At 70.9% G+C, this 26,089-nt stretch carries 23 protein-coding genes and 2 pseudogenes; 11 read left to right on the forward strand and 14 right to left on the reverse strand.

Features of this window, described 5'->3' with window-relative positions; genetic code table 11:
- Positions 1–54 precede the first annotated feature (54 nt).
- From OG302_RS04190 to OG302_RS04205, 4 genes are all read left to right on the forward strand, one after another.
- Positions 55–222: a hypothetical protein gene (locus OG302_RS04190; protein ID WP_371525439.1), complete on the forward strand. Its 168-nt coding sequence runs from the start codon at positions 55–57 to the stop codon at positions 220–222.
- An 85-nt stretch (positions 223–307) separates the two neighbouring features.
- Positions 308–1,534, forward strand: coding sequence for a hypothetical protein (locus tag OG302_RS04195; RefSeq protein WP_371525440.1), 1,227 nt, complete (start codon positions 308–310; stop codon positions 1,532–1,534).
- Positions 1,535–1,625: 91 nt separating this feature from the next.
- Complete coding sequence (locus tag OG302_RS04200) at positions 1,626–2,162, forward strand: hypothetical protein (RefSeq protein ID WP_371525441.1); 537 nt, start codon at positions 1,626–1,628, stop codon at positions 2,160–2,162.
- Complete coding sequence (locus OG302_RS04205) at positions 2,159–3,430, forward strand: MFS transporter (RefSeq protein ID WP_371525442.1); 1,272 nt, start codon at positions 2,159–2,161, stop codon at positions 3,428–3,430. The genes OG302_RS04200 and OG302_RS04205 overlap by 4 nt, the downstream gene beginning before the upstream one ends.
- A gap of 128 nt (positions 3,431–3,558) precedes the next feature.
- Here the strand turns inward: OG302_RS04205 and OG302_RS04210 are convergent, their stop codons facing one another.
- From OG302_RS04210 to OG302_RS04240, 7 genes and pseudogenes are all read right to left on the reverse strand, one after another.
- Complete coding sequence (locus OG302_RS04210; protein WP_371525443.1) at positions 3,559–4,455, reverse strand: NAD(P)H-binding protein; 897 nt, start codon at positions 4,453–4,455, stop codon at positions 3,559–3,561.
- Positions 4,456–4,641: 186 nt separating this feature from the next.
- Complete coding sequence (locus OG302_RS04215; RefSeq protein WP_371525444.1) at positions 4,642–6,708, reverse strand: iron ABC transporter permease; 2,067 nt, start codon at positions 6,706–6,708, stop codon at positions 4,642–4,644.
- Between the two features lie 6 nt (positions 6,709–6,714).
- Positions 6,715–7,695, reverse strand: coding sequence for an ABC transporter substrate-binding protein (locus OG302_RS04220; protein ID WP_371525445.1), 981 nt, complete (start codon positions 7,693–7,695; stop codon positions 6,715–6,717).
- Positions 7,692–8,261 (reverse strand): annotated as a pseudogene (locus tag OG302_RS04225) (ABC transporter ATP-binding protein); the annotation flags it as partial. The gene OG302_RS04220 and the pseudogene OG302_RS04225, both read right to left, overlap by 4 nt.
- 14 nt (positions 8,262–8,275) lie before the next feature.
- Positions 8,276–9,352 (reverse strand): IS110 family transposase, encoded by a 1,077-nt coding sequence (locus OG302_RS04230; protein ID WP_371525446.1) that lies wholly within the window; start codon positions 9,350–9,352, stop codon positions 8,276–8,278.
- A gap of 234 nt (positions 9,353–9,586) precedes the next feature.
- Positions 9,587–9,892, reverse strand: a pseudogene (locus tag OG302_RS04235) (ATP-binding cassette domain-containing protein); the annotation flags it as partial.
- A 196-nt stretch (positions 9,893–10,088) separates the two neighbouring features.
- Positions 10,089–10,682, reverse strand: coding sequence for a hypothetical protein (locus OG302_RS04240; protein ID WP_371525447.1), 594 nt, complete (start codon positions 10,680–10,682; stop codon positions 10,089–10,091).
- A gap of 378 nt (positions 10,683–11,060) precedes the next feature.
- On the opposite strand from OG302_RS04240, the gene OG302_RS04245 reads away from it, so the two are divergent.
- The 3 genes from OG302_RS04245 (at position 11,061) to OG302_RS04255 (ending at position 13,769) form a co-directional block, all read left to right on the forward strand.
- Positions 11,061–12,002 (forward strand): YihY/virulence factor BrkB family protein, encoded by a 942-nt coding sequence (locus OG302_RS04245; RefSeq protein ID WP_371525448.1) that lies wholly within the window; start codon positions 11,061–11,063, stop codon positions 12,000–12,002.
- A gap of 225 nt (positions 12,003–12,227) precedes the next feature.
- Positions 12,228–12,644, forward strand: coding sequence for a hypothetical protein (locus OG302_RS04250; protein ID WP_371525449.1), 417 nt, complete (start codon positions 12,228–12,230; stop codon positions 12,642–12,644).
- 234 nt (positions 12,645–12,878) lie between these two features.
- On the forward strand, positions 12,879–13,769 hold the full coding sequence (locus OG302_RS04255; protein WP_371525450.1) for a DUF2382 domain-containing protein: 891 nt from the start codon (positions 12,879–12,881) through the stop codon (positions 13,767–13,769).
- 53 nt (positions 13,770–13,822) lie between these two features.
- Here the strand turns inward: OG302_RS04255 and OG302_RS04260 are convergent, their stop codons facing one another.
- The 6 genes from OG302_RS04260 to OG302_RS04285 all read right to left on the reverse strand — a co-directional run bounded on the left by OG302_RS04260 (position 13,823) and on the right by OG302_RS04285 (position 20,453).
- The gene (locus tag OG302_RS04260) at positions 13,823–14,242 is read right to left on the reverse strand and encodes a hypothetical protein (protein ID WP_371525451.1); all 420 of its coding nucleotides are present in this window, start codon (positions 14,240–14,242) and stop codon (positions 13,823–13,825) included.
- Between the two features lie 97 nt (positions 14,243–14,339).
- Positions 14,340–15,539, reverse strand: a complete 1,200-nt coding sequence (locus tag OG302_RS04265) for a sialidase family protein (RefSeq protein ID WP_371525452.1) — start codon at positions 15,537–15,539, stop codon at positions 14,340–14,342.
- Positions 15,540–15,602: 63 nt separating this feature from the next.
- On the reverse strand, positions 15,603–17,123 hold the full coding sequence (locus OG302_RS04270) for an alpha-N-arabinofuranosidase (RefSeq protein WP_371525453.1): 1,521 nt from the start codon (positions 17,121–17,123) through the stop codon (positions 15,603–15,605).
- A gap of 80 nt (positions 17,124–17,203) precedes the next feature.
- Positions 17,204–18,091, reverse strand: a complete 888-nt coding sequence (locus OG302_RS04275) for a carbohydrate ABC transporter permease (protein ID WP_371525454.1) — start codon at positions 18,089–18,091, stop codon at positions 17,204–17,206.
- 2 nt (positions 18,092–18,093) lie between these two features.
- Complete coding sequence (locus OG302_RS04280) at positions 18,094–19,002, reverse strand: carbohydrate ABC transporter permease (protein WP_371525455.1); 909 nt, start codon at positions 19,000–19,002, stop codon at positions 18,094–18,096.
- An 83-nt stretch (positions 19,003–19,085) separates the two neighbouring features.
- The gene (locus OG302_RS04285) at positions 19,086–20,453 is read right to left on the reverse strand and encodes an extracellular solute-binding protein (protein WP_371525456.1); all 1,368 of its coding nucleotides are present in this window, start codon (positions 20,451–20,453) and stop codon (positions 19,086–19,088) included.
- Positions 20,454–20,734: 281 nt separating this feature from the next.
- Here OG302_RS04285 and OG302_RS04290 point away from each other — a divergent pair, with 281 nt between their 5' ends.
- From OG302_RS04290 to OG302_RS04300, 3 genes are all read left to right on the forward strand, one after another.
- Positions 20,735–21,766 carry a LacI family DNA-binding transcriptional regulator gene (locus OG302_RS04290; protein WP_371525457.1) on the forward strand — a complete coding sequence of 344 codons (1,032 nt, stop codon included), beginning with the start codon at positions 20,735–20,737 and terminating at the stop codon, positions 21,764–21,766.
- 260 nt (positions 21,767–22,026) lie between these two features.
- Positions 22,027–22,593 carry a DUF6817 domain-containing protein gene (locus OG302_RS04295; RefSeq protein ID WP_371525458.1) on the forward strand — a complete coding sequence of 189 codons (567 nt, stop codon included), beginning with the start codon at positions 22,027–22,029 and terminating at the stop codon, positions 22,591–22,593.
- 87 nt (positions 22,594–22,680) lie between these two features.
- Complete coding sequence (locus tag OG302_RS04300) at positions 22,681–23,460, forward strand: NAD(P)H-dependent oxidoreductase (RefSeq protein WP_371525459.1); 780 nt, start codon at positions 22,681–22,683, stop codon at positions 23,458–23,460.
- Between the two features lie 10 nt (positions 23,461–23,470).
- Here OG302_RS04300 and OG302_RS04305 read toward each other — a convergent pair whose 3' ends face one another.
- Complete coding sequence (locus tag OG302_RS04305) at positions 23,471–25,447, reverse strand: PE-PGRS family protein (protein ID WP_371525460.1); 1,977 nt, start codon at positions 25,445–25,447, stop codon at positions 23,471–23,473.
- A 38-nt stretch (positions 25,448–25,485) separates the two neighbouring features.
- Here OG302_RS04305 and OG302_RS04310 point away from each other — a divergent pair, with 38 nt between their 5' ends.
- Positions 25,486–26,058: a GNAT family N-acetyltransferase gene (locus OG302_RS04310; protein ID WP_371525461.1), complete on the forward strand. Its 573-nt coding sequence runs from the start codon at positions 25,486–25,488 to the stop codon at positions 26,056–26,058.
- Positions 26,059–26,089: the final 31 nt, after the last annotated feature.

Below are 26,089 nucleotides of genomic sequence, written 5' to 3' on the forward strand. Positions count from 1 at the left end.
TTTCATCGATTACTCGGCTATTGCCGAATAGCGAACCAATATGGAGGTTCCAACATGGAGCAGCTCATCAAGCGCATGACCGAAGAGTCCGTGTGGCAGAAGTGGGTCGCCACCAACTCGGCCCAGACAGGCGCCGGGCAGGGCTCGAAGGACGGCTGCATCAGCTCGGCGCCCAAGAGCGGCTGCATCAGCGCCACCGGCAAGAGCGGCTGTATCTCCTGACCAGCTGATGCCACGGGGCCGCCGCCGCACCCTTCGCGGCGGCCCCGCCCCCGCTCCCCCACCCCCTGCCTGCACCGGAGCCGCCGTGAACCGCCTGCCCAGCGCCGACGTCCTGGACCGCGTACGCGACATCCCCCTCTACCGCGCCTCCGCCGAGCGCGGTGACTTCCCCGTCCTGGAGAAGCCGGACATCGCCCGGGGCTTCCCCGACAACTGGATGACCCCCGAGCTGGCGCGCGCCCTGGAGACGGGCGAGGCCGAGTTCGTGCTCTCCACCGGGACCAACCACGCTCGCATGCAGATCATCCGGCCGCCGTACTTCCTGCTCCGCTCCTACTACCGCCTGTGGAGCGAGCACCCCGACCTCGGCGCCACCTGGCACGCGGGCGCTAGGCGGATCTCACTGACCACCGTCCTCGCCACCGAGCACGTCGCGCGGGTCAACGCGCGCAAGCCGGGCGGGACTCCGGGCGAACGCTGGCTCGACGACCGCACCTTGTACCTCAACCAGCAGATGGACCCCGCCGACTGGGAGCGACCCGAGGTCGAGCGGATGCTCGCCGAGATCCGGGAGGTCAGCGCCGCACACCCCGACGGCTCGTATCTCCTGGACTGCTCCGGCTACCACCTGGCGCATCTGGTCCGCAAAGTCACCGAGTGGGGCCTGTGGGGCGGCTTTCCGCAACCGGCCGGCATCGTCCATGCGTATGAGTACACGCCGTTGAACGTCCGCGCCTACCTGCGCGCCCACTTCGACTGCCCGGTGGTCGACCTCTTCGGCAGCACGGAGCTGGGCTACCTCTTCTACAGCGATGCCGAGGGCCGCTACCAGCCCTATCTGCACGGCATGAGCGTGGAGTTGATCCCGGTGGAGGCGGGCAGCGGCATCCACAGCCTCATCGTCACCAGTATCCGCAATCCCTATATGCCGCTCGTGCGCTATCGGTCCGGCGACTGCGTCCGCACCCGCGACGGCTCCACCGACCCGAAGGAGATCGTCTCCTTCTGCGGCCGCGAGAAGGAACTGCTGCCCACGCCCGGCGGGCCCGTCGCCCAGGCCGATCTCGACGCCCGCATCGCCGCCGCCTGCCCCCGCGTCTTCCTGCACCAACTGCGGCTGACCGGCGGGAACGAGTGCCGCCTGTGGTGCACGACATTCGACGGCGTGCCGCTGACGCCCGACGAGCAGAGCGGGTTGGCGGCATCGGTCGGCGTCCTGACGGGCCGCTCGTGCCACGTCGAGCACCGCAGCCACGTGCCGATCGGGCAGTCGGGCAAGTACGCCTGGCTCTCCATGCCGGGCCCCGCCTGACACCGGGCCGGTCCGACTCCTGCCTGAATCCTGCCTGGTTCTTGCCAGACCCCTGCCTGATTCCCGCCCGCAGCGCCGACAGGACAACGCCATGCACACACCTGCCGCACCCGCACCCGCACCCACCGCCCACGAGCTGCTCGGCAGTGCTCTGCACGATGAGGTGGTGGCGCATTTCGCGGCGAAGCCCGGCGCTCCGGCCGCCTCCGTCGTCACCCACCAGGTCCGTGAGTGTCTGCGCTATCTCTACCTGGTCTCGCGCCATCCCGACCGGCTCGGCGGCCTCTTCCTCCCCGTCGAGCAGGACATCGACGAGATCTGGCACTACCTCATCCTGCAGACCCACGAGTACCGCGACCTGTGCGAACAGCGGCTGCCCGGCGGCCACTTCATCCACCACCGCAGCATCTCGTACGACGCGTATCAGGCGGACCCGGGGCGCGAGACGGCCGCCGAGGAGGCCCTGCGGTGGATTCCCCTCTACACCGCCGCATTCGGGCCGTTCGACGAGGACGCCCTGCCGCACTGGACGGTCGTACGGTTCCTGCACGAGGAACTCGACCTGTCCCTGGCGCAGATCGCGGCCCTCGACGTCGGCGAGCAGACGCCCGTGCCGGGAGCGGCATGACCGCAACCGTCACGCGGCCCGGAGAAGGGGCGTCGCCCCGCGTACTGCGGCGCGTGTTGACCGTACTCGTCCTCTCGCAGGCACTCGGCGGCGCGGGCATGGCGGCCGGCATCACGGTCGGCGCGCTGCTCGCCGAGGATCTGCTCGGTTCCACGGGCCTGGCCGGACTGCCGACCGCGCTGTTCACCGCGGGCGCGGCCCTGGGCGCCGCGCTCATCGGGCGGGTCTCCCAACGCCTGGGGCGACGCCCCGGCCTTGCGCTCGGCCATGGCATCGCCGCGCTCGGCAGCGCCGGGGTCGTGGCGGCGGCCGCAGGGCAGTGGGCGGGGCTGCTGCTGGTGTCGCTCTTCGTGTACGGGGCGGGTACGGCCACCGGGCTGCTCGCCCGGTACGCGGGCGCCGATCTCGCGCCGCCCGAGCGGCGGGGCCGCGCCACCGGCACGGTACTGCTGGCCACGACGCTGGGCGCGGTCGCGGGACCCAACCTGGTCGGCCCGACCGGCGCGCTCGCACACGCCTACGGCATCCCGCGGCTGGCCGGGCCCTTCCTGCTTGCGGCACTCGCCTACACGGCCGCGGGTCTTGTGCTGCTCATCTGGCTGCGCCCCGACCCGCTGTTCCTGGCCCGCCTCCAGCCGCCGCATGACGCCACGGCCGCACCCGTACCGCAAGCTGACGCACCGGCCACCTCAAGTGCGCCCCGGCCGCCGGAGCGCTTCTCCCCCGGCGTGGTCACGGGTGCCACAGTGATGATCACCGCCCAGCTGGTGATGATCGCCGTGATGACGATGACTCCCCTGCACATGACCGGGCACGGCCACAGCACTCAGGCCGCGGGGTTCGTCATCGCGCTGCACGTGGGCGCGATGTTCCTGCCCTCGCCGCTGAGTGGACTGCTCGCCGACCGGATCGGCCGGCTGCCCGTGGCGGCTGCTTCCGGGGCCGTCCTGCTGAGCGCGGGCGTGCTCGCCGGGCTCGCCCCGCCGGACAGCGTGCCGCTGCTGGCCTGTGCGCTCGTCCTGCTGGGCGTGGGCTGGAACCTGGCACTGGTCAGCGGCACGGCTCTGATCACGGATGCGGCCCCCGCCGACAGCCGTGCCTCGGTGCAGGGCCTGGCCGACGTGGGCATGTCCTTGGCGGGCGCGACGGGTGGCATGGCCTCGGGCCTGGTGGTGGCGGGCGGCGGCTATCCGCTTCTGGCGATGGCCGCGGGCACGCTGGCCGTCGCGGTGATCCCGGCGGTCGCTCTCCGTGGGGCTACAGCCTGACAGGGAGTCAAGCGCCTCCGGATTGACGGCAGTTGTGCATGCATGCCACCGAGACGATCGAGGAGATCGTGCGCTTCAACGAGGTGGGCGCAGGCGAGTGACGCCGCTCGTCGCCACCTTCGCCGCCGTCAGACAGTCGGCTCGTCCGCTGTGGCGAGCAGCTTCGGGCGCAGGTGCTGGTAGGCCCAACTCCCCAGAGTGGTGGGGGTCGTTGTCGTCAGGTCGCGCGCTTGCTCGGGGACGAGATCGCGCGATCCGGCGGTCATGCCGACGATCCCCTCCACCGCGCCGGGCGGCAGCCCCGCCGCGCGGAGTGCGTCACGTACACCGTCGTCGGTGATGCTCTCCAGCCTGACCGGATATTGCAGGACCCCCGAGAGAATCTCGGTGACGCGCGGATACGTGAGGTCCTCCGGGCCATGGACGGCCTGGACCACGCGGCCACGCCAGCTGTCGCTCAGGAGCCGGGCGGCGACCACGTCCCCGATGTCGCGGGGGTCGACCCACGGCATGACGGCGCGCGGGTCGGCGGTGCTGGTCAGCGCCCCTCGGGCCAGGTCATCCAGGTCGAACAGGAGGTTCGTGAAGAAGTAGCCGCAGCGCAGGTGGAGGACATCGGCGCCCGTGGCGTCCAGTTGTTCCTCGATCCTTGCCAGGCCGTCGATGTGCCCCACTCCGTGGCGCCGCTCGGCGCCGATGCTGCTCAGCAGGACGGCCCGGGCAATGCCGTTGTCCCGCATCGCCCGCGCGTATCCGGCACCGACCGCGCGTGAGGCCTCCACCGGTTCGGGGTCCGTGTGCGGAGTGGGGTCGACCCAGAAGACGGTGCGCGCGCCTTGTGTCGCCTCGCGGACGAAGTCGGCGTCCGTCAGATCGCCCTGGCGTACGTCGACCAGGGCCCGGGTGGCGGCATCCAGTCGGGCGGGGTCGCGGACGATGACACGCGGGCGGGCCCCTGCCTGCAGCAGGAGCCGGACGACACGCATGCCGACGTGGCCGGTCGGAGTGGTGACGACGATGGTCAAGACCGAAGTCCCTTCGTGCGCGGTGCCGGCGGACGGACTGTATGGAGACGGGCTGTATGCATCTATACCGCCGATCAGCGACCCCGGCCCGGGATCTCCGGTGAAACTCGTATGCGTGGTCCGCGTTTTCCGGGGCACCCGACTACTTGGTCCCGCCGCGTCCCCCCGTCGCGGCGGGGCCGTCGGCTATCGGCGGCTGCGTACGAGCAGGTACACGAAGTACGGCGTACCGACGACCGCCGTCATGAGTCCCGCACCCAGTTGGGCCGGGGCTATCACCGTGCGGCCCAGCAGGTCGGCCAGGCAGACGAGGGACGCACCGAGCAGCATCGCCACCGGGACGACCCGTACGTGGCGTCGGCCCACCAGCGCGCGTGCCGCGTGCGGCGCCACGAGTCCCACGAAGCCGATCGTGCCGGCCGCGGCCACCGCGGTGGCGCTGAGCAGCACGCTCACGACGAGGAACCCGAGGCGTCCGCGGGCCAGGTCGAGGCCCAGGAGGCGCGGGGTGTCCTCGTCGAGCGACACGAGGTCGAGTTCCTTGCGGCGGGCGAGGGCCACGACCGCGCCGGCCACGAGCACGGCCGCGACCGGCAGGACGTCGGTGCCGCTCCGCCCGTAGGTGGAACCCGAGAGCCAGATCAGCGCCTTGGTCGCGCTGAACCGGTCGGTGAGCACGATCAGCAGGCTGATGAGCGCCATCGTTCCCGAGGACACACCGATGCCGACGAGGACGAGCCGGGTGTTCTGGAAGCCCCCCTTCGCCGCGAGCCCGAAGACGACCACGGAGCTGACCGCTGCGCCGGCGAACGCGGCACCCGCGATGCTCCATGATCCGGCGCCCGGTGCCGAGGTGACGAGGATGATGGCGCCGAGCGCCGCTCCGCCGGAGACGCCGAGGACGCCGGGTTCCGCGAGCGGATTGCGGGTCACCGACTGCACGAGCGTGCCGGACAGTGCGAGTGCGGCACCCGCGAGGAGCGCGGCAAGCACCCGTGGCACGCGGGTGTCGAGGACGAAGGTGATGGCCTGGCCCGACTGGCCGCGGGCCCAGTTGACCACGTCGCCGAGCAGGAACGTGCTGTCGCCGACGAGCACCGCGGCGATCGTGACGCCGACCAGTGCGCCCACGAGGAGTACCACCGTGATGAGGTAGGCGGCCCGGCTCGGGATGCGCAGCTTGTCCGGCGCAGCGGCCCCGGCGCCGTCGCGGGTGCGCATCGCCATGACGACGAGGAACACGGCGCCGACGACGCTGGTGATGACGCCCGTGGGCACGGTGACCGCGACCTGGGAGGACGTCACGGCGCGCAGCAGCACGTCGGAGCCCAGCACGAGGGCGGCGCCCACGAGTCCCGCCACCGGGATGCGGATCCGGTGGCGCAGGAGGCCGCGGACGCGGCCGGCGACCGGCCGTACCAGGGCCGGAGCGCACAGTCCGACGAAGGCGATCGGCCCGGCCAGCGTCACCGACCCCGCCGAGAGCAGCGAGGCGAGGACGACGGCCGCGACGCGGGTGCCGCGAACCGGGATGCCCAGGCCGCGCGCGGCGTCGTCGCCCAGGGCCAGGGCGTCGATGCGGCGGGCGATGAGCAGCAGGCCCGCCAGCGCGACCAGGACGACCGGTGCCATCTCGGCCACTCCGTCGAAGCCGTTCTGGCTGATGCTTCCCTGGCCCCACTGGTACATCCCCTGTGTCTGTTCGGGGAACAGCAGGAGCAGCGCCTCGGTGATGGCGTTGAGCCCGAGGGCGAGCGCGCTGCCGGCGAGGACGAGGCGGACGGTGCCGCCACCGCGTCCGGCGAGCGCGAGGACGACGCCGGCAGCCGCGAGGCCGCCGATGAACGCCACGCCCGACGAGGCGAACAGCGGCGCCGTGGCGCCACTGGCGACCAGGAGGGTCAGCGCGAGATACGAACCGGCGTTGACGGCAAGGGTGTCCGGTGCCGCGAGCACGTTGCGGCTGACGGCCTGGAGCGCGGCGCCCGCCGCGCCGAGCGCGACGCCGACGAGGATCCCGGCGACCATGCGCGGCATGCGTGAGGCGATGACGACGGAGGAGTCGCCCTGCTCGGCCTGGCCGGTGAGGGCCCGCCACACCTCGCCCGGGCCGACGGACGCGGTGCCTTGCGTGATGTCGACGACGGCGAGGACGGCGACCAGAAGAACGAGACCGGCCGTCACCGCGACCGCGCCCGATGGGGACGCGACCGCGCGCTCGGGCGTGGCTGAGGGCGTTGCGGTGACGACCACGGTCTCCTACTTCGTCAGGGTGTCGACGAGGGCGTCGATGTACGCCTCCATCGCCCCGGGTCCGCCGAACATCCAGATGCCGTCGTCCAGTCGGTGGACCTCGTCGTCCTTGACGAACGGCAGCGACTTCCAGACGGAGTTGTCGGCGAGTTCGTCGGTGAACACGTCGGAGCTGTCGTCGCCCTTGTTGCCGATGTAGACGAACCGCACGTCGTCGCCGAGCGCGGTGAGGCCCTCGACGTCGGTGGTGGCGAGGCCGTAGTCCTTGTCGCCCTTGATCTTCCAGGCGTTCTTCAGGCCGAGGTCCTCGTTGACGGCGCCGAGCAGGGAGGTGCTGGTGTAGCCGCGCAGGGAGACCTGGTTGGAGGCGGCGTAGCCGTCGGCGAAGGCGATCTTCGAGCCGTCGAGCTTGGCCTCCTTCAGCGCCTTCCTGCCTTCGGCGACCTTCGCGTCGTACGACTCCTTGGCCTTCTTGGCCTCGTCCGTCGTGCCGGTGGCCTTGGCTATGACGTCCAGGGTGTCGAACATCTGGCCCACCTGGTCGGAGGCGTCGGCGGCCTTGACCTGGAGGACGGGGCCGACCCTCTTCATCTGCTTGACGGCGGAGGCCGACATGTCGGTCGTGGTGACGATGAGGTCGGGGGTGAGACCGGCGAGGGTGTCCATGCTCGGCTCACCGCGGGTGCCGATGTCCTTGGGGTCGTTCTTCAGCGGAACGGCCGAGTCCCACGCCTTGTAGCCCTTGACGTCCGCGACACCGACGGGGTCGACGCCGAGGGTCACCAGGGACTCGACGACGTTCCACTCGGTTCCCACGACCTTCTTGGCCGGGCCGTCGAGCTTCACCGTCTTGCCGTTGGCGTCGGTGAGGGTGATCGGCTCGGACTTCTTTTCCGCACTGGTCTTCGCGGGCTCGGAGGAGCCGCAACCGGCCAGGATGAGGGCCACGGCGGTGGCGGCCGTCGCGGCGATGAGGGGGCGTCTCATGAGGAGGTGTGGAGCCTTTCGCTTCTGCTGTGGTGGCGGCCTATCGCGCGGGTGCGCAGCCGGCCGGTGAGGGGGTCGGTGTCGACCTCGATACGGATGCCGTACGTGGCGGAGAGGCGCTCCGGCAGCAGTACGTCCTCGGGGGCGCCGTCGGCGACGATGCGCCCGGCGTCGAGCAGGGCGATCCGGTCGGCGACGGCGGCGGCCTGGTCGAGGTCGTGCAGGACGACGCCGACGGCGATGCCGCCGTCGTCCGCGAGGTCACGCATCAGGTCGAGGAGTTCGATCTGGTAGCGCAGGTCGAGGTAGGTGGTCGGCTCGTCGAGGAGGAGTACGCCGGTCTCCTGGGCGAGGCAGCTGGCGAGCCACACCCGCTGCAGCTGTCCGCCGGAGAGCTGGTCGACGGCGCGGTCGGCGAAGCCGTCGACGCCGGTCAGGGTGAGCACCCGCTCGACCACGGCGGCGCCTCCCGCGTCGGCCTGACCCCAGCGGCCCCGGTAGGGGTAGCGGCCGAACTCCACGACGTCACGGACGGTCAGGCCGCCCGGTGTGGGGCGCCCTTGGGATGCTCCTATGCTTGTCAAGCTGCAGGAGCGAGGTCGGTTTGAGTGATTCGTTCCGTTGGTGTGGCGGTCAGAGCGCGGTAGACCTCGCGGGCGACGAACCGCTTGAGGCAGCGCATGATGTCCTTTTTGTTTAGCCCTTCCTTGGTGCGGCGTTCGACGTAGGCGCGGGTACGTTCGTCGAAGCGCATGCGGACCAGCACGATGGTGTGCAGGGCGTTGTTCGCCGCCCGGTCGCCGCCGCGGTTGAGCCGGTGGCGGTGGGTGCGGCCGGACGAGGCCGGGATCGGGGCGACTCCGGCGAGGTGCGCGAATGCCGCCTCGGAGCGCATGCGTTGGGGGTTGTCGCCGGCTGAGGCCAGCAGCTGCCCGGCGGTCTCGGGGCCGACGCCGAACAGTTCCAGCAGTGCTGGGGCGGCCTGCTTCACCAGCGGTCCGATCTCGCAGTCCAGCTCGGTGATCTCCTCGTCCAGCGCCAGGTGACGGCGGGCCAGTCGCCGCAGCGATGCCCGGGTCGCCGCGAGCGGGCGGGACAGGTCGTCGCCGGGCCGCAGGCGGGCGAGCGTGCGTATCAGCACGGCCCGGTCCAGCCCTGCGACCTGCTCGCGCAGCATCGCGGGCGCGGAGACAAGCAGGCCGCGGATCTGGTTCATCGCCTGGGTGCGGGCCTTGACCGCGCTGCGGCGGGCCATCCGCAGGACCCGCACCGCCTCGACCACGCCGTCCCGACTCTTGGGAACGCCGGTCGCCCGGCCGGACAGTACCGCCGTCGCGGCGGCGTAGGCGTCGATCGGGTCGGATTTTCCCTTCATCCGGCGGGTCTTGCGGTCGGGGCGGTCCACGTCGATGACGGTGACCCCGGCCGCGGTGAGAACCCGGGCAAGTTCGGCCCCGTAGGCGCCGGTGCCCTCCACTCCGACCGCTGCCAACTCGCCGCGGGAACGCATCCAGTCCAGCAGGTCGCGGTAGCCACGGATGCTGGCGGGGAACTCCCGGTCGGCCAGGTGCCGGCCGATCTGGTCGATTACCGCGGCATGGTGCGTCAGGCCGTGGGTGTCGACTCCGCCGGTGATCTCCCGGGCTTCGTGCGTCATGCTGGTCGTGTCCGTCCTTGCGAGTCCGTTCCGAGGGCGGCACGCGCCGGTCGGGCGGGTGGACAAGACAGTGACGGGGCTTCTGGACCAAGCTCCTATGAGGTCACAAGCGCCCGTCCGGCCGCGTGCATGGCGGACCCGCCGATGAACCGACAAATCCCAAACAGGACAGTCGCTGACGTCAGTCAGTAGGCGAGTCAGGCTCACCAGCGGAACCACCAATCACATCTTCACTGTCAGGAGCGCGACGCGGCGTGCGAACTGGCGGGCGGTGAGGTCGAAGCCGTCGGCGGCCTCGGCCGTGCCGGAATCGAGGGTCAGCGTGCCCTGCCGGGCGCCCTGGAGACGGGCGACGGACCGCAGCAGCGTCGACTTCCCGCTCCCGTTGGGGCCGACGAGAGCGGTCACTTCGCCGGGCCTGAGCTGGATGGCGGCGTCGTGGACGACGTCGACGCCGTCGTACGACACCGTCATGCGCTCGGCGGACAGTTCGTGACCGCGCGGACGTGTTGCGCTACCTGCGCGTTCACCTGATCTCACGGCGTGAAGGTTAGCCTAACCTTAGTCTGGCTGGAAGTAGGGGGTCCGAACCCGGGAAAGAGCGCGCACACCACTCCCCTGGCAGCGACCCCGACGATCACCCCGCTTCCCCTCAACCACCCGCCACAGCAGCCCCGTTACGCACGAGTGCCGCCCATCGGCCGAGACGATGGGCGGCACCGGTGGAGCTGGACCGTCAGTACAGCTTGTTGACCGCCTTGATGGTCGTGGCCTTGAAGTCGGCCACCTGAGCGTTGGCGAAGTTGCCCATCTGCCCCCACTTGACGAGCGTCACCGTGGTGCCGTCCCGGCCGACGGAGAACATGTTGATGTCGGAGGATCCACCGGTGGACTCGGTGTGGACGCCGTAGACGTGGGCGCCTTCCTCGACGTTCAGCTTGCCGTAGTACTTCTGCGTCGCGGTGATGTCGGGGTTCTCCTGCATCACCTTCTTCGCGCAGCCGTCCAGGTCCTTGCGCAGCAGGGCCGCGAAGTCCTTGGCGCGCTGCTCGCTGCGCTCGACCACCGTCACCTGGAGGGCGCTGGTGTCCAGATCCGTGCGGTAGGCGCGGTGCACGGAGATCGAGGGCAGGGCCTCCCCCACGCACATCGGCAGCGGGTCGGGCTGTCCGGAGGTCACCGGACCCGCGGTCCACGCCGACGACGCGTGCGGCGGCAGTTCGGCCGGAGCAAGGAACCGGGGCGATCCGGCGGCGGAGGCCGGGCTCGTGCCGGCCACCACACCCGCCACGGCCACCGCGGCACCCAGAGCACACAGTCCTCGGCTCATGCGAACGCTCATCATCGTCAACTCCCCGTTGTCGAAAGGTCAGCTTGCCCGACCCTCACACCACATACGACCTGCGACACCCCGCGTCCGTTGCCCTCTCCCCCGTCACAGCACTGTCCGCAATGTCACCGAACGGCAACGGCGGAGCCCGGGCCCGTGCGCACCCTTGCATCCGCCGTCCGCGGGAAGACGCACATCCAGGAGGTGTACCGCCCGGCGCCCGCATGCCGGGGCGGCTGCGGGAGAGCAGTGGAGGGCAGTGGAAGATTGAATTCCGCTCGCTTCCGCGTAACGGGCCCGGGCGACCGGCGTCCAAGGAATCGAGCGGATAGGGCGGCGCGGTGCGCCGTCGGCAGCAGAGACAACGAGGAGTAGCCCATGGACAGTTCCGCGACGCCTGCGCGTGCGACCGCCCGCGTATCGGACGGGTCGGGCGCGCTGTGCGCCCCTGCGGGGCGGGCCGGGGCCTCCTCGGCGTGGGCGCGGCGGGGCGCCGCGCTGCGCCGCACGCCGGTGGCGATGTGGAACGACGACGTGTCGGACTGGGCGGCGGCACTGACGTACTACGCGATTCTCGCCCTGCTCCCCGCCCTCCTGGTCACGGTCAGCCTGATCAGCCTGGTCAGTCCCGGCACCACCCAGACACTCATCGCCGAGGTCTCCGACTGGGCACCCGCAGAGTCGGGCAGCGCCTTGCACGAGGCGCTCACCGAGATGGCCGACGCACGGTCCGCCGCCGTGACGGTGGTGATCGCCGGCGGGGTCAGCGCGCTGTGGTCCGCCTCCAGTTACGCGGCCGTCTTCCGGCGGGCGCTGCACGCGATGCACGGCGTCAAGGACACCCGGCCCGTGTGGCGCAAGGCGCACCGCGTGCTGATGACCGCCGTCGCGCTGCTCACGCTGTTGGCCGCCAGCGCGCTCCTGCTCGTGCTGAGCGGCTCTCTCGTCCCGACCGTCGGACGGCGCATCGGGGTCGGCGACGCGGGACAGACCGTATGGAATGTCATGAAATGGCCCGCTCTGGTCTGTCTGGTCGTCCTGCTCGTCCTCGTGCTCTTCCGCAACGCGCCGCCCTCGGAGCGCGGATGGCGCCGCAGCCTGTCGGGGGGTTTCCTCGCCGCGCTTCTGTGGCTCCTGTCCTCGGGCCTGTTCACCTTGTACGCCACCGGATTCGGCAGCTACGGCAAGCTCTACGGCTCGCTGGCCGGGGTGGTCGTCTTCCTGGTGTGGCTCTGGATGTCGAATCTGGCGCTGCTGGCCGGAGCGCAGTTCACGGTGGAGATGGCCCGCGTACCGGTCGCCGCCGCACCCGAGTCCTGACGCCCGCCCGGCCAGGGTGGGGCGGGTTGCGAACGGGGTGGGCCGTGGACGGGGTGTGCGCCCCCGGGCGGAAATACCGGCCGACGCGTCCCAGTCCGTTCTTCCCTGCGCGCCGCGTGCGCTCCCCCCGCAGGGGTTCGGGCACGGCGCGCACCGGTGATAGGCCTGAAGGACAAACTACTCGTGCGCGTGTTCGCCCACGCGGCATCGAAGAGGAGTCATCCCATGGCCTCGTTCGACACGGGACGGTTGTGCGCGATCGTCAAAATCCTGGACCAGGCAAGCACCCACCTCCGGCTGGCCGCCCGCGAGTCCACCCTCGCCGAGGCCGCGACAGCCCCCCTGACCCGGCCGGCCGGCGATCCTGACGCGTCCGGCATCACCGCGCTCCTGAGCGTCTCGGAACAGGCGTCGGGCAGCGTCCGGCGCGCGCTCGTCCACATCCGCAACGGCGAGGACCAGCGCGCCCAGCACGAACTGGACCAGGCGCGGACCACGCCGTGCGTGGCGGCTCTGGCTCCGGCGGGTCTGCCACGGCCCCTCCCCCGGCGCGTGAACACGGCGCTGCGTCTGATGCAGGGGATCACCGGCTTCTTCCCGTCCGAGACGGAACAGGTCCTGGTGCGGGCAGCACTGCCCTAGCCGGCCCTGCCCTGGGGCGGTTCACCCGTACGGGCTAATCGCAGGGGCGGCGGGCCAAATCGCCCCGATCGCCGCAAACAGCCAGCGAATGGACCTCATACTCGCCGTCCGCGCACGCTCAGTGACTCTCCTGGTTGCGTCGCCCACCGGTCCGGAGCGGGATGGAGGGGACGCGTGCGACGTCCGTGGCGAGATTCGGTTCGCCCGTCGCGCGCTGCGAGGGAGTGATCACCCATGACTCAGGGCGAGGCCTTCACCAGCGCCGATGGGCTCGCGGGCCTTACGGCCTACGACCGGACCGGCGAGAAGATCGGCAGCGTCGAGCAGGTGTATCTCGACGACCGAACTGGGCGTCCCGAGTGGGTGACCGTCAAGACCGGTCTCTTCGGCATGAAGCAGAGTTTCGTGCCGCTCGCCGGAGCCCGCCGTCAGCAGGACGAGCTCCACGTGACGGCCACCAAGGAGGCCGTCAAGGACGCTCCGCGCGTGGACGCCGATCAGCACCTCGACCCGGGCGAGGAGCAGGACCTCTACACCCACTACGGGATGAAGCGGACCGGCGGCACGCCCCGCTCCGCCCCGGCCGCGGGTAACCGCGGTGCCGCGGGCATGGCCGGAGCCGGCGCGGGTGCCGGTATGGGCATGGGTGCGGGCGAGGGACGCAACGCGGGCGCGCGTGAGTTCGCGACGCGCTCCGGCGCCGGCGACGACGCCAAGCGGGACGAGATGATCCGCTCGGAGGAGCGACTGCGTGTCGGGACGGAAGAGCAGGAGGTCGGGCAGGCCCGACTGCGCAAGGTGGTCGTCACCGAAGACGTGAAGACCTCCGTCCCCGTCTCGCACGAGGAGGTTCGTGTCGTACGCGAGCCCATCCGCGAGGGCGACCGCACGCGCGCCAACATCGGCGAGGAGCAGACCGAGGTGACCCTGCACGCCGAGAAGGCAGTGGTCAGCAAGGAATCCGTGCCGGTCGAGCGTGTCCGCCTGGAGACCGAGAAGGTCACCGAGACCCAGGAGGTCTCGGACACCGTGCGCAAGGAGCAGATCGAGTTCGACGACGCCAAGGGCGAGCGCGGCGCGAAGGGCGAAGGCTGGCGCGACCGGAAGCAGGGCCCGCGCCACTGACGCACCTCGGGACGCCCTGAACCAGGGCACCTGACGCCGGAGGGAGGGAGCACTCAGGTGAGTGCTCCCTCCCTCCGCACGCCCGCGTCGGTGCGGCATGCCGCTGCCGCTGTCTCGATGACCTGTTCGTACAACTCGTCGTCCAGCAGGACCGTGAGCCCGCAGGCGATGCCCCAGGCGACGTGTGCGGCGTCCTCTCCGAGGAACTGTTCCTGCTCGTGGAGCTCTCGGCCGAGGTACTGGCCGTGGAGGTCCCGGGGGCCCTGGCTCTCCGCGCGACGCCGGACGGCCTCGACGGCGCTCTCCGTGAACGTCTCGTAGTGGGCGTCTCCCAGCAGTCCGCGCAACTGCTCGAGCTGGGCGTGAGCGGCACGCAGGCGCAGGGGCCAGTCACGGCTGCTGCCGAAGTGCTCTTCCATGGCCTGCGTCAGGTCGATCCGCCGGAACATCACGTCGAGTGGGTCGTAGGTCATGATCTCTCGGTAACGGCTGCCGAGGCCGGCGCGGCGCAGGCTCGCTGCGGGCTCCCCCGTGTGGCCGCACACCGGCGGGCCCGCGGCAGGTCCACGTTCAGGCGGGGGGCACCGGCCCGGTGGCGAAGTACGGCTTGCAGACCGAGCCCGACCAGTCCGTGGCGATCTCAAGGAGCCTGTTCCCGTCGGCCGACGGCAGCAGGCTCGAGCTGTAGTTGGGGCAGTAGTCGACGGCCGTCGACTCCACGGCGACCGGCGCGGGGATCTCCCGCCAACTTCCGGAGCCGCCCGCACTGTTGACCCAGACGGTGCGCCCGCTCCCGGCCGCCTTGCTGCCGTCGCGGTTGTACATGACCTGGCCGACGAGGAAGAGCCTGCCCTTCGGGTTGCCCGCCTGCGGCGCCCAGGCCAGGTTCGGCGCGTGCTTGAAGTACTTGCCGTCGGCGGTCTCCGGGCGGATGCCCAGGGATGTGGTCGAGCCCCAGTTCCAGCCGTCGGACGAGGTCCGGTAGTGCACGACGCACTGGAACTGGCCCGCCGCCGCGCAGATCTCGAACGACATGAAGTAGGTCCCGTCGCCCATCTTGCGTACCACCGCCATGCCGGGCCGGTCCGAGGCGAGCGTGCTCGCGACGGTGTCGTGGTGGCCGGTCCAGTTCACTCCGTTCGCGGTGCGCGCGGCCACCAGCTTCTGGCTGTGCGCGGCATCGGTCTCGTCGGAGTAGTGCGCCACGAGCTGCCCGGAGGCGTCGACGGAGAACTCCGGCTCCCACAGCCCCTTGTCGTTGGACGCCGTGGCGATGGTGGACAGATAGCTCCAGCTGCGGCCCACGTCGTTGCTCTTGAAGACCCGCAGGGCCATGCGCCGGTTCGGCTCGTCCTGCCCGACCGACGCCGCCCACAGCAGCGTCCCCGCGGGCAACTTGCCGATGCGCTGTGGGAGTTCGTACAGCGTCGAGCAGCACAGCCCCTGCCCGCCCGCGGCCTCGGGATCGCGCACGGTGCCGACCTCGCGGAACGACGCACCCCCGTCCGTGCTCTCGTGGATCGCGCCGAGCCCGTTGTTCCCGTCGAACGTGACGACCGAGGCCAGGACGCGGCCGTTGGCATCGCCGTTGTGGGCGAGTCTGACGGCGCGCGGGTACAGGCCGGTGCCATCGCGCAGCAAGGTGCCCGTCGCGGCGTCGGCCGACGACCCGGACTGCGTGACGAACAGCGCCGCCAGGAAGGCGAGCAGCAAGGGGAACAGAACAGTGGGGCGGAGGAGACGTGATCGTGCGGGGTCGTGCGCGGACATGGGCCTCTCCTGACTCTGCGGTGGATGGTGCACGGGAGTTGAGGGAACGAACTGGGCCCGCTGTCAGTCGCGTTGGGGCGCGAGCCGGATGACGTTCCAGGACACCGGCGGGATCTCGGCCGTCAGCGCACCCTCGGCGGAGATGTGCGTACCGGACGCGCGGCGCGGCACCACCCGGTCCGGCTCCGCCTCGGTGTTGACCGCGTCCGGGTCCTGGTCGGCGAGGACCAGGTGCTCCACGACGCGGTATCCGGCGGCTTCCCCGCGCAGCGCGGCCTCGAGCAGCAGGGGCTGCTCCTGGTCGCGGTTGACGGCGAGGACGGTGAGCGCGCCGGTCTCCTCGTCGTGCGTCACCACGGTGTCGAGGGCGGACACGTCCCCGTACTGAGGTGTGTCGATGCGGGGCCCGGTGGCTTCGGTGCGCAGCACGCGTCCGGTGGCGAACCGGGCCGCCTGGGCGAAGGGATGGAAGATGGTCTGGCGCCAGCTGGCACCGCCGGGCTCGGTACGGATGGGCGCGATGACGTTGACCAGCTGGGCGAGGCAGGCGATGGCCACCCGGTCGGCGTTGCGCAGCAGCGTGATGAGCAGCGAGCCGACCACCGCGGCATCCGTCACGCTGTACGTGTCCTCGATGAGGCGGGGCGTCTCGGCGGTCTCCAGGTTGCGCTCGCCGACGAAGCGGGCGGCGTACCAGACGTTCCATTCGTCGAAGGAGAGCTTGATGTGCTTCTTGGCGCCGCGCACCGCCCGCACGTGGTCGGCGGTCGACACCACGTCGCGGATGTACTGGTCCATGTGGGCGCCCGAGGCGAGGAAGCTGGCGCGGTCGCCGTCGAACTCCTCGTAGTAGGCGTGCAGGGAGAGGTAGTCGACCTCGTCGTAGGTCTGCTCGAGGACCTCGCGCTCCCAGGTGCCGAAGGTCGGCATCCGCGAGTTGGAGCTGCCGCACGCGACGAGCTCGATGGAGGGGTCGACCTGGCGCATCGCCTTTCCGGCCTCGGCCGCCAGCCGCCCGTACTCGGTGGCCGACTTGTGGCCGGTCTGCCAGGGACCGTCCATCTCGTTGCCCAGGCACCACAGCTTCACGTCGTGCGGTGCGCTCACGCCGTGCTTGATGCGCAGGTCCGACCAGGCGGTGCCGCTCGGGTGGTTGCAGTACTCGACCAGGGCGCGGGCGGCGTCGATGCCGCGCGTCCCGAGGTTCACGGCCATCATCGGGTCAAGGCCCAACTGGCGCGCCCAGCCGAGGAATTCGTTGGTTCCGACACGGTTGGTCTCGATGGAGCGCCAGGCCAGGTCGAGGCGGCGCGGGCGATCGGCGACCGGGCCGACGCCGTCCTCCCAGTGGTAGCCGGAGACGAAGTTGCCGCCGGGGTAGCGCACCAGGCCGGTGCCCAGTTCGCGTACGAGATCGGCGACGTCGCCGCGGAATCCGTCGGCGTCGGCGGTGGGGTGCTCGGGGTCGTGGATGCCGGTGTAGACGCAGCGTCCCATGTGCTCGACGAAGGTTCCGTACAGGCGCGGGTCGACGTCTCCGACGCTGAACTCCGGGTCGATGACGAACCGTGCGGTGTGCGGCATGTTCTGGTGCCTCTCTGTGGTGCGGCTTGCTGACTTGGCAGGGGCTTGGCAGGGCTGAGCCGGCCTGGCCTGGCCGTGGGCTACTTGAGGCCGGTGCCTGCGATGCCCTCGACGATGCGGCGCTGGAACAGCGCGAAGACGGCGAGCAGTGGGATCGCGCCGAGCACGGCGGAGGCCATGAGCTGGGCGTAGGGCACGCCGAACACGTCCTGGACGGAGGTGAGTCCGACGGGCAGCGTCATCATCTCGGGGTCGGTCACCACGAGCAGGGGCCAGAGGAAGTTGTTCCAGACGCCGACGAACACGAAGATCGTGACGGCGGAGACGGCCGGGCGGGAGATCGGCATGACGATCTGCCAGTAGGTGCGCAGCCAGCCCGCGCCGTCCGCGCGCGCCGCGTCGATCAGCTCCCGCGGGATTCCGTCGAAGAACTGCTTGAAGACGAACACCGCGACCACATTGGGCACTTGGGGCAGCACGACACCCCAGTAGGTGTTCAGGAGTCCCGCCGACTGGAGCGCGAGGAACTGCGGGATCATCAGGACCTGCCCCGGGATCATGATCCCGGCGAGCAGCATCACGAACGCGGCCCGGCGCAGCCGGAAACGGGTCTGCGAGAGGGCGAAGGCGGCCAGGGACGCCATGATCACCGTGAGGACCGTGGTGAGGATCGAGGTGATGAAGCTGTTGGCGTACCAGTAGGGCAGCTTGCCCGCGTCGAAGATCTCCCCGTACGCGTCCAGGGTGGGATGCGCGGTGAACCAGCCGGTCGGGTTGGTGACGACCTCCTGGGCCGGCCGCACGGAGGTGGCGAGGGCCCAGGCGAGCGGCACCAGCCACAGCAGCGCGAGGGCGATGAGCGTGCCGAGCGCCACCCGGTTGAAGAGGCGCTCGGAGTCGCGGCGGCGGGCCGGCGGGGTGGTGGTGCCGCGCTGTCCGGTGTCGGGGCGCGTGGCGATCGCGGTCATGGTCAGTTCTCCTTCTCGGCACGGCGTACGAGGGCGAACCAGACGAGGGAGACGAACAGGATCACCAGGAACAGCAGCAGCGACACGGTCGATGCGTAGCCCACGCGGCCCTCGACGAACCCGGTGTCGTAGATGAGCTGAAGGGAGGGGCGGGTGCTGCCGTCGGGTCCGCCGCTGGTCATCATGTAGATCTGGTCGAAGACCTTCAGCGAGGCGATGACCTGCAGCACCGTCACCAGGGTCGTCGTACGGCCCAGCATCGGCACGACCACGTGCCGGATGCGCTGCCAGGGCCCGGCCCCGTCGATGGCGGCCGCCTCGTGCACCTCGCGCGGCACGTCCTGCAGGCCGGCCAGATAGAGCACGAAGTTGAAGCCGATCGTCCACCACACCGTGGCCGCGGCGATGGAGATCATCGCCCAGTCCGGGTCACCGAGCCAGGACGGCGGGGTGTCGACGCCGAACCACTTCACCACCTCCTGGGCCAGGCCCAGTTGGTCGGCGTAGATGAACATGAAGAGCAGCGAGACGACCGCGGACGGCAGTACGAACGGCGCGAAGAACGCGAAGCGGATGAACCAGCGGCCTCGCACGAACCGGTCGGCGAACAGCGCGAGGACCAGGCTGAGCAACACCAGCGGCACGGTCGTCAGGACCGTGAACCAGAGCGTGTTGCGCAGGGTCCGCCAGAACTCCGCGTCGCCGAGCACCGCCGAGTAGTTGGAAAGGCCCGCGAAGTCGCCGAGACCGCTCTTGAGGAGGCTCGTCTCGAAGAATCCGGCGACCACGGTGTAGATGAGCGGCCCCACCAGGAACACCAGGTAGAAGAGGGCGAAGGGCAGCAGCATCCCCGGGCCTGCCCAGCGGTCGCGTCTGCTGGACGTCGAGGAGGGAGCGGTCGTCGTGGCCACGGTTCGGCCTTTCGGTCAAGGCGTACGGGATCCAAGGGCGGGTGGTGCGAGATGAGTCGGGCGTCGGCAGGAAGCGGGCCCGGTCATACGGGAGCGGGGCGCGACGCCAGTTCGCGCAGATCGCGGCGCAACCGCGCGGCGCCCGCCGTCGGGCTGGTGTCGCCGGTGAAGACGGAGGTCACGGCGTCGCCCACCACGTTCTGCATGGTGCTTCCCGCGCCGCCGTACCAGGCGGCCGGGTCGTAGACCGCGCCGTCGGCGGCCGTGGCGTAGTGCGACTGCGGAACGAGTTCCTTGTACGCGCGTGAACGCTGTGTCGGCAGCCAGGCGGGCACATGGCCGCCCTCCGCCCACAGTTTGCTGGAGTGCAGCATCGACGCGATGAATCCCAGGGAGAGATCGAGGCGCTGGGCCGTCTCGGTGGGGGCCTTGGGCAGCACCAGGGCATGCGAGTCGGCGGCGCAGGCGTAGGGCGCGTCCTTGAAGATGCGGGGCAGGGGCCGCATGTCGAACTTCACCTTCGCCGACTGGACCGCGAGGGCCTGCCAGACGCCGTCCATCAGGAATCCGGCCTTGCCCGTGGTCAGCAGCGTGATGGCACCCTTCCCGTCGGTGTTCGCGGGAATCACCTTCTCCTGGCTGAGGCGGCGGATGTACGCGAGTGCCTCGGCCGCGGCAGCGGTGTCGATGACCACCCGCTTGCCCTGGTCGGCTACGAGATCCCCGCCGCCGACCTGCCGGTAGAACGACCAGAACAGCCGGAACTGCATCGAGGCCTCCTTCACCGAGGCGACCGAACCGCCCCAGGCGCCGGTCACCTCCTTCGCGGCGCGCAGCGCGTCGATGAAGGCGTCGGGCCCGTCCACATCGGCCAACTGGCCCTGCTGGTCCAGCAGTCCGGCCTTCTCTGCGATGTCCGTACGGAAGAAGAGCACAAAGGGATGCGTGTCGAGCGGCACGGCGTGCGGTGCCCCGCCGAACTGGGATTTCCGCCAGGGCCGTGCGTCGAACTTGTCCTCGGTCAGCCCGTGCCGGGCCAGATCCCCGGTGTGCAGCTCGGTGAGCAGGCCCGCTTCGGCGAGCGTGGGCAGCTTCGACAGGTGGACCACCGCGACCTGCGGCGGCCGGTCGCCGAGCGTGGAGAGAGTCAGCTTCGTGTAGTAAGGGTTGCCCCACAGGAACGTCGCCGATTTCAGTTCGGTCGAGCGGTGCGCGGCCCGGTAGGCGTCCTGCATCGCCAGCATGCGCTCGCCGTCGCCGCCGGTGAACGGGTTCCAGAAGTTCAGCCGCGACGGTGAGGGAGCGCCGCCGGTGAACCCCTGCGCGAGGGTGCTGCCGCAGCCGCCGAGGGTGAGCGTGGCGGCGCCGGCCGCACCGAGCGCGAGCCCTCCGCGCAGTACACGACGGCGGGACGGGGCTGGCGGCGACGGGGTCGGTATGCGGTCCCGCATGGGCATGCGTCCTTCCACGGCGAACAAGACTGGGCAAGGGGAACAAGGGCGGACAAGACTGAGACAGAGTGCAACGTTGCAATACACATCGATGACAGCCGCGCTTCCTGGCTGTCCGCTGCGTTTACAACGTTGTACTCAGCTGGCAATACGGCGTCAACACCTCGGCACGCATTACCTGTTCACGTACTCGACGAAGGACCGACGCCTCCAATGCCTCCCCCGGGTTACAACGTTGGACCATGACGTACGCTGCTGCTGTCGGGGGAGGGAGGAACACCGTGGCAGGCACCCGCCTGAAGGACGTCGCGGAGCGCGCCGGAGTATCGATCAAGACGGTGTCGAACGTCGTCCGCGGCGAGACCAGGGTCGCCGACCGGACACGCGAGCGCGTGCTGCGCGCCATCGCCGACCTCGACTACCAACCCAACGCCTCCGCACGCCACTTGCGCACCGGACGCAGCGGCATCATCGCGCTCGCCGTGCCCGAGCTCGTCGCGCCGTACTTCGCCGAACTGGCCGCGCAGGTCATCGCGGCCGCGAAGAACCGCGGCTGTACGGTGTTGATCGAGGACACCGGGGGCAGCGCCGACGAGGAGCTCCGTATCGCCTGCGGCCTCAGCGACCCGCTCATCGACGGCGTCCTGCTCAGCCCCCTCCGCCTCGACGAGCAGGTCCTCGCCGCCCGCGAACGCCGCGTACCGCTCGTGCTCCTGGGCGAGCAGTCCTACGAGATCCCCGCCGACCACGTCCTGATCGACAACTCGGCGGCGGCACGCGAGGCGACCGGCCACCTGCTGTCCCTCGGCCGACGCCGCGTCGCCGTCATCGGCCAGCCCTCGGGCCCCGCTCACGCGACGACGGTCCAGCGCATGCACGGCTACCTGACGGCCCTGCACGCGGCGGGCGTCCCGCACGACCCCCAACTTGCCCCGGACACGCGGTCGTTCACGCGCGCGGCAGGCGCCGACGCGATGCGGGCGCTGCTGATGCTGGACGACCCGCCGGACGCCGTCTTCTGCTTCAACGACCTGCTGGCCTCCGGTGCGCTGCGCGTGGCGCACGAACACGGACTGCGGGTCCCGCACGACCTGGCCGTGGTCGGCTTCGACGACGTGGAGGAGTCCCGCTACGGCGTGCCGAGCCTGACCACCATCGCCCCCGACAAGCGAGGCATCGCGGAACTGGCCGTGGACGCGCTGCTCCGCAGGATCGACGCGGGAGCGACGGCCCCGCACACGCGTCTCACCGCGGGATACGAACTGGTGGTGCGGGAGAGTACGCGGCCAGATGGCGCACGAGACGGGTGCTGAACCGGCTGAGGCTGGGCGGCCGTTGCGGTTGCGGTTGCGATTGCGATTGCGGTTGCGCCTGGAGGGTGGCCGCGGCAGTGACCGAAGCTGACGCTTGGGTCACTGCAAGCAAACCCGAGGATTGACTTGGGTGTCGGGCGGACGGGACGCTCTCTGCGGGTCCCAAGGCGGCAACCTGCCCCTCCCCCAACACTGTTCCACGCACCGGCGTCGCAGGGTGGACCGGGCGTCGCCCCCATCGACCGGAGGAATCCGCGCCCATGCCCGACGCCCCCATCGACCGCCGCACCCATGCCGCACGCCAACTCCTGCACGACCTCGGCGCCGAGACCCTCGACCACCCCGGCGGCACCCTCCTGGCCCACCTCGAACGCGTACGCCGACAGCTCGCCCACTGGAACGCGCGGCCGACGCTGCGGCTGGCCGGACTCTGCCACGCGCTGTACGGCACCGACGGCTTCGCCACGGCACTGCTGCCGCTCGACCGGCGCACGGAAGCCACCGGCATCATCGGCCCCGAAGCCGAGTCCCTCGTGCACTTCTACGCGAGCTGCGACCGGCGGGCCACCTACCCCACGCTGACCGACGAGACCCCGCACTTCCGGGACCGGTTCACCGCCCGCACTCTCGTCCCCATCCGCCGCCGGTGGGAGGACTTCGCCCACCTCACCGCGGCCAATGAACTCGACATCGCACGCGTCGACAGTGACTTCCGCGCCCAACGGGGCGCCGACCTGCTGAAGCTGTGCAGCAGGCTCCGCCCCTTCCTCAGCCCCGCTGCCTGGCAGGACTGCGAGACCGTCCTGACCCCTGCGCCCACACCTTGAAGGTGAGCCGCCGTGTGGCCAGATACTTGCACTGCCTGGCCATCTGGCCACTCGTCCCCCACCGGGCCGCGGCGCAGGATCGATGGCATGAAGATTCTTTGGGTATTCGCACACCCCGAACCGCAGTCCCTCAACGGCTCCCTGCGTGACGACGGGATCCGGGAGCTGCGCGATCTCGGGCACGACGTCCGCGAATCCGATCTCTACGCGATGGACTGGAAACCCGTGGTGGACTCCGGCGACTTCCACCGCGAATCGGTCGGCCGGCTGCTGGTCGGCGCCGCGCAGGAGCACGCCTACAGCGCGGCGAAGCTGACGGACGACATCACCGCCGAGCAGGAGAAGATCGCCTGGGCCGACACGCTGGTGTTCCAGTTCCCGCTGTGGTGGTTCGGTCCGCCCGCCATCCTCAAGGGGTGGTTCGACCGGGTGCTCGTGCAGGGCTTCGCCTTCGGACTCCAGGACGACTCGGGGCGGACCCTGCGCTACGGGGACGGCGGACTCGCCGGCAAACGCGCCATGGTCATCACCTCGGTCGGGGCGCGGGAGTCGGGCTTCGGGCCGCGCGGCGTCCACGGGCAGCTCGACGAGGTGCTGTTCCCCGTGCTGCACGGCACCTTCTGGTACACGGGGATGGACCCACTCCCGCCGTACGTCGTCCACGGAGCCGACCGCCTCGACGAAGCGGGCTACGGTGACCGCGTGGCCGAACTGCGCGAGCGGCTCCGCGCGCTGCCGGACACCGAGCCGCTCCCCTACCGCCACGAGCACGGGGGCGACTACGACGACGCACTCGTCCTGCATCCGGAGATCGCACCGGGCCTCACCGGCATCGCGGCCCACCGGTCGCGCCCACCAAAGGGTTGATGGGGCCCGCTCAGCCCCGGAGGTGTTCGATCATCTGCCGGATCACGGCGACCGGCAGGGCCGGATGCCGGGCCGCGTCCTGCGCGGTGTCCCTGTCGCCGAGCAGCCGGACCAGCACCCGCGCGGGCAGCCGCGGGTGCCTGGCGGCGGCGTGGCGCACGGAATCCCGCGGGTCGTCGAGCAGCCGTATCGCGGACGCGGCCGTGAGGCGCGGGTCGCTGGCCGCACGGTGGCGCACCTCCTCGCTGGAGTCCCGGCTCAGCCGCTCCACCAGCTCAGGTGTCGACTCCGGGTCGTCCGGAGCCAGCCGGCGCATGCGGGGGTCCGGATCGTCGGCGTAGTGCAGCAGGCCGGTGCGGGGGAAGTTCGGGTGGCCGCGTGGGCGGTCGGGGGCGGTCAGGCTGCCGGTCCACCACTGCCACACCCGCAGGAGCATGTCGGCGGGCGCGTCGTCGCAGGATTCGGCGAGGAAGAGCTGTACGACGCGGTCCTCGTCCCGGGCCAGGCGGTCGATGACGTCCGGTGGGAGGCGACGGGCCCGGGCCACGCTTCTGCGCACCAGCGGGTGGGCGGAGGCGGCCAGGCGGCGCATGGCGGCGGGGTCGTGATGGAGCGCCTCGACCCAGTCGAGCGAGCGGTGGTGAGTACCCGGGTCGAAGGTGATGGGGATGGCCGCCCGCTGTTCCTCGGTGAGGTCGGGTCGCCTGGCCACCACGTCACGGACGCGCTCGTCGAGATCCTGGGCGAGGAGGGCGACAAGGTCAGGGTCCATGAACGGATTGCCCGCGAGGGAGCCGCGTTGGGCCTCACTCCCGTGGCGGGCCAGGTGTTCGGCGAGGTCGCGCTCCAGCCGGCAGCTGCCCAGCGCATCATCCGTGAGCCCCTCGGCGTCGAAGACCGACCGGGACAGCGGGTGATCCTGGTGGTGGCGCAACAGTGCCGTGGCACGGACCTTGCTGTCGGGGTCGGTCAGGAGCAGGCGCCGGGCCGGCTCGTCGAGGTGGGGCCAGGCCGCGCGGCAGGCCTCGGCACGTACGGCCGGCTCGGGGTCGGCGGCCAGGGCGGTCAGGATCCGTGCAGGCAGGCCGGTGAGGCGTGCGGCCTCTTCGCGGACCTGCGCGGACCCATCGGCGGCCAGCTGCTGCTGCACGGCCTCGTCGAGCACGTCACGCCGGTCCGCGGCGATCATGGCGAGGATCCACCGCCGCCGGGAGTTCTCCTCGCCGAGGATCAGCCGGGACCACTGGTCGGCCGTGAGGCCCGGCTGGGCTTCGGCGAGCAACTGCCGTACTTTCCAGTCCGGATGGACGATGGCCGCCTCCACCACCGCGCTCGGCAGCCGACGCCACAGCAGGTGATGCGACAGTCCCAGCAGGTCGCCCCGCAGGTCGTCCGGTGTGGCCGGGTTGAGGGCAAGACCATGCGCCCACGCCTCACGCACCCCGGTGGAGGGATCCGCCCCCTGGAGCAGCGAGGCCCAGGCCGCCGCCCGCTCCTGCGGGGTTTCCCGGGCCTGCGCCTGGGCGGCTGCCTCCTGCCGCTCTCGCACGCCGCTCACCGTGACGAGCCGGACCTCTGACTCCTCCGTGGTCACCCCGAGCAGGGCATCCCCGTCGGAAGCAAGCGTGACGAACTCGGTGGCCGCCCGATCGCCGAGGAGCGCGGCAAAGCTCCAGTCCGGGGTGAGCCGTACCCGGGTCCAGCGCCGGGGCGGGCAGCACGTCCACTCCCCGCCGACATCGATCAGGAACTCACCGTCCGCGCCCATGAGCCCCAGCTCGACGGCGAGCCGATGCCACTGCGCGTCGACCTCGGCACTCAGGCCGGGCCGGTCCGCGCGCACGGCAACGACGGTCCGGGCTTCTGGCGAACCGGTCCACCGCCACGCGGATCGCGTTCGCGGCACGTTCTCGCCGTGACCGTCCCCCACCACTTCCAGCCCGGCCCGGCGCAGCAGCTCCGCGAGCTCATCTCCCCAACACGTCATGGGGCGTCATCCTGCCGCAACCGCTACATTCACCGACCATGCAGCTCTTGGGCTCGGACATCCTCACCCTCGCCGACCGTCTCACCGACGCCTACGTCGAGGTCTTCACCGCCCCGCCCTGGGAGCACCGGGATCCCGCCGCCACCCGGGAGGCGTTCCGCGAGCGCCTGGAGACGGACGCGCACCGCCCGGGTTTCCGGGCTGCTCTCTCCCTCTCGGCGAGCGGCGAGGTGGACGGCTTCGTCACCGGATGGATCACGCAGGCCCCGTTCCCCGCCGACCGCGCCTACGGCAAGGTGACGCGCCGCCTCGGTCCCGACCGTGTCGAGGGGTTGTTGGTGGGCGCTTTCGAGGTCGATGAGCTGGGGGTACGCGCGCGTGCTCGCGGCACCGGCCTGGGACGGCAGTTGCTGTCCGCCCTCACCGCCGCCGCGCCCGACGGCCGGGCCTGGCTGCTGACATGGGACGAGGCCCACGAGACGCTCGCGTTCTACCGCCGGATGGGCTGGCACGAGCCGGAGCCCCTGCCGGGTCACGACACCGGCATCGTCGTGTTCCTGTCCGCGCCGCCGCGGGCAACGCGCCCGCGGATGCCGTCAGTTGGGCGGTGAAGCACAGCTCTTCACCCTCGTGCCCGTCGGT

It is taken from the genome of Streptomyces sp. NBC_01283 (assembly GCF_041435335.1).
GTDB lineage: Bacteria > Actinomycetota > Actinomycetes > Streptomycetales > Streptomycetaceae > Streptomyces.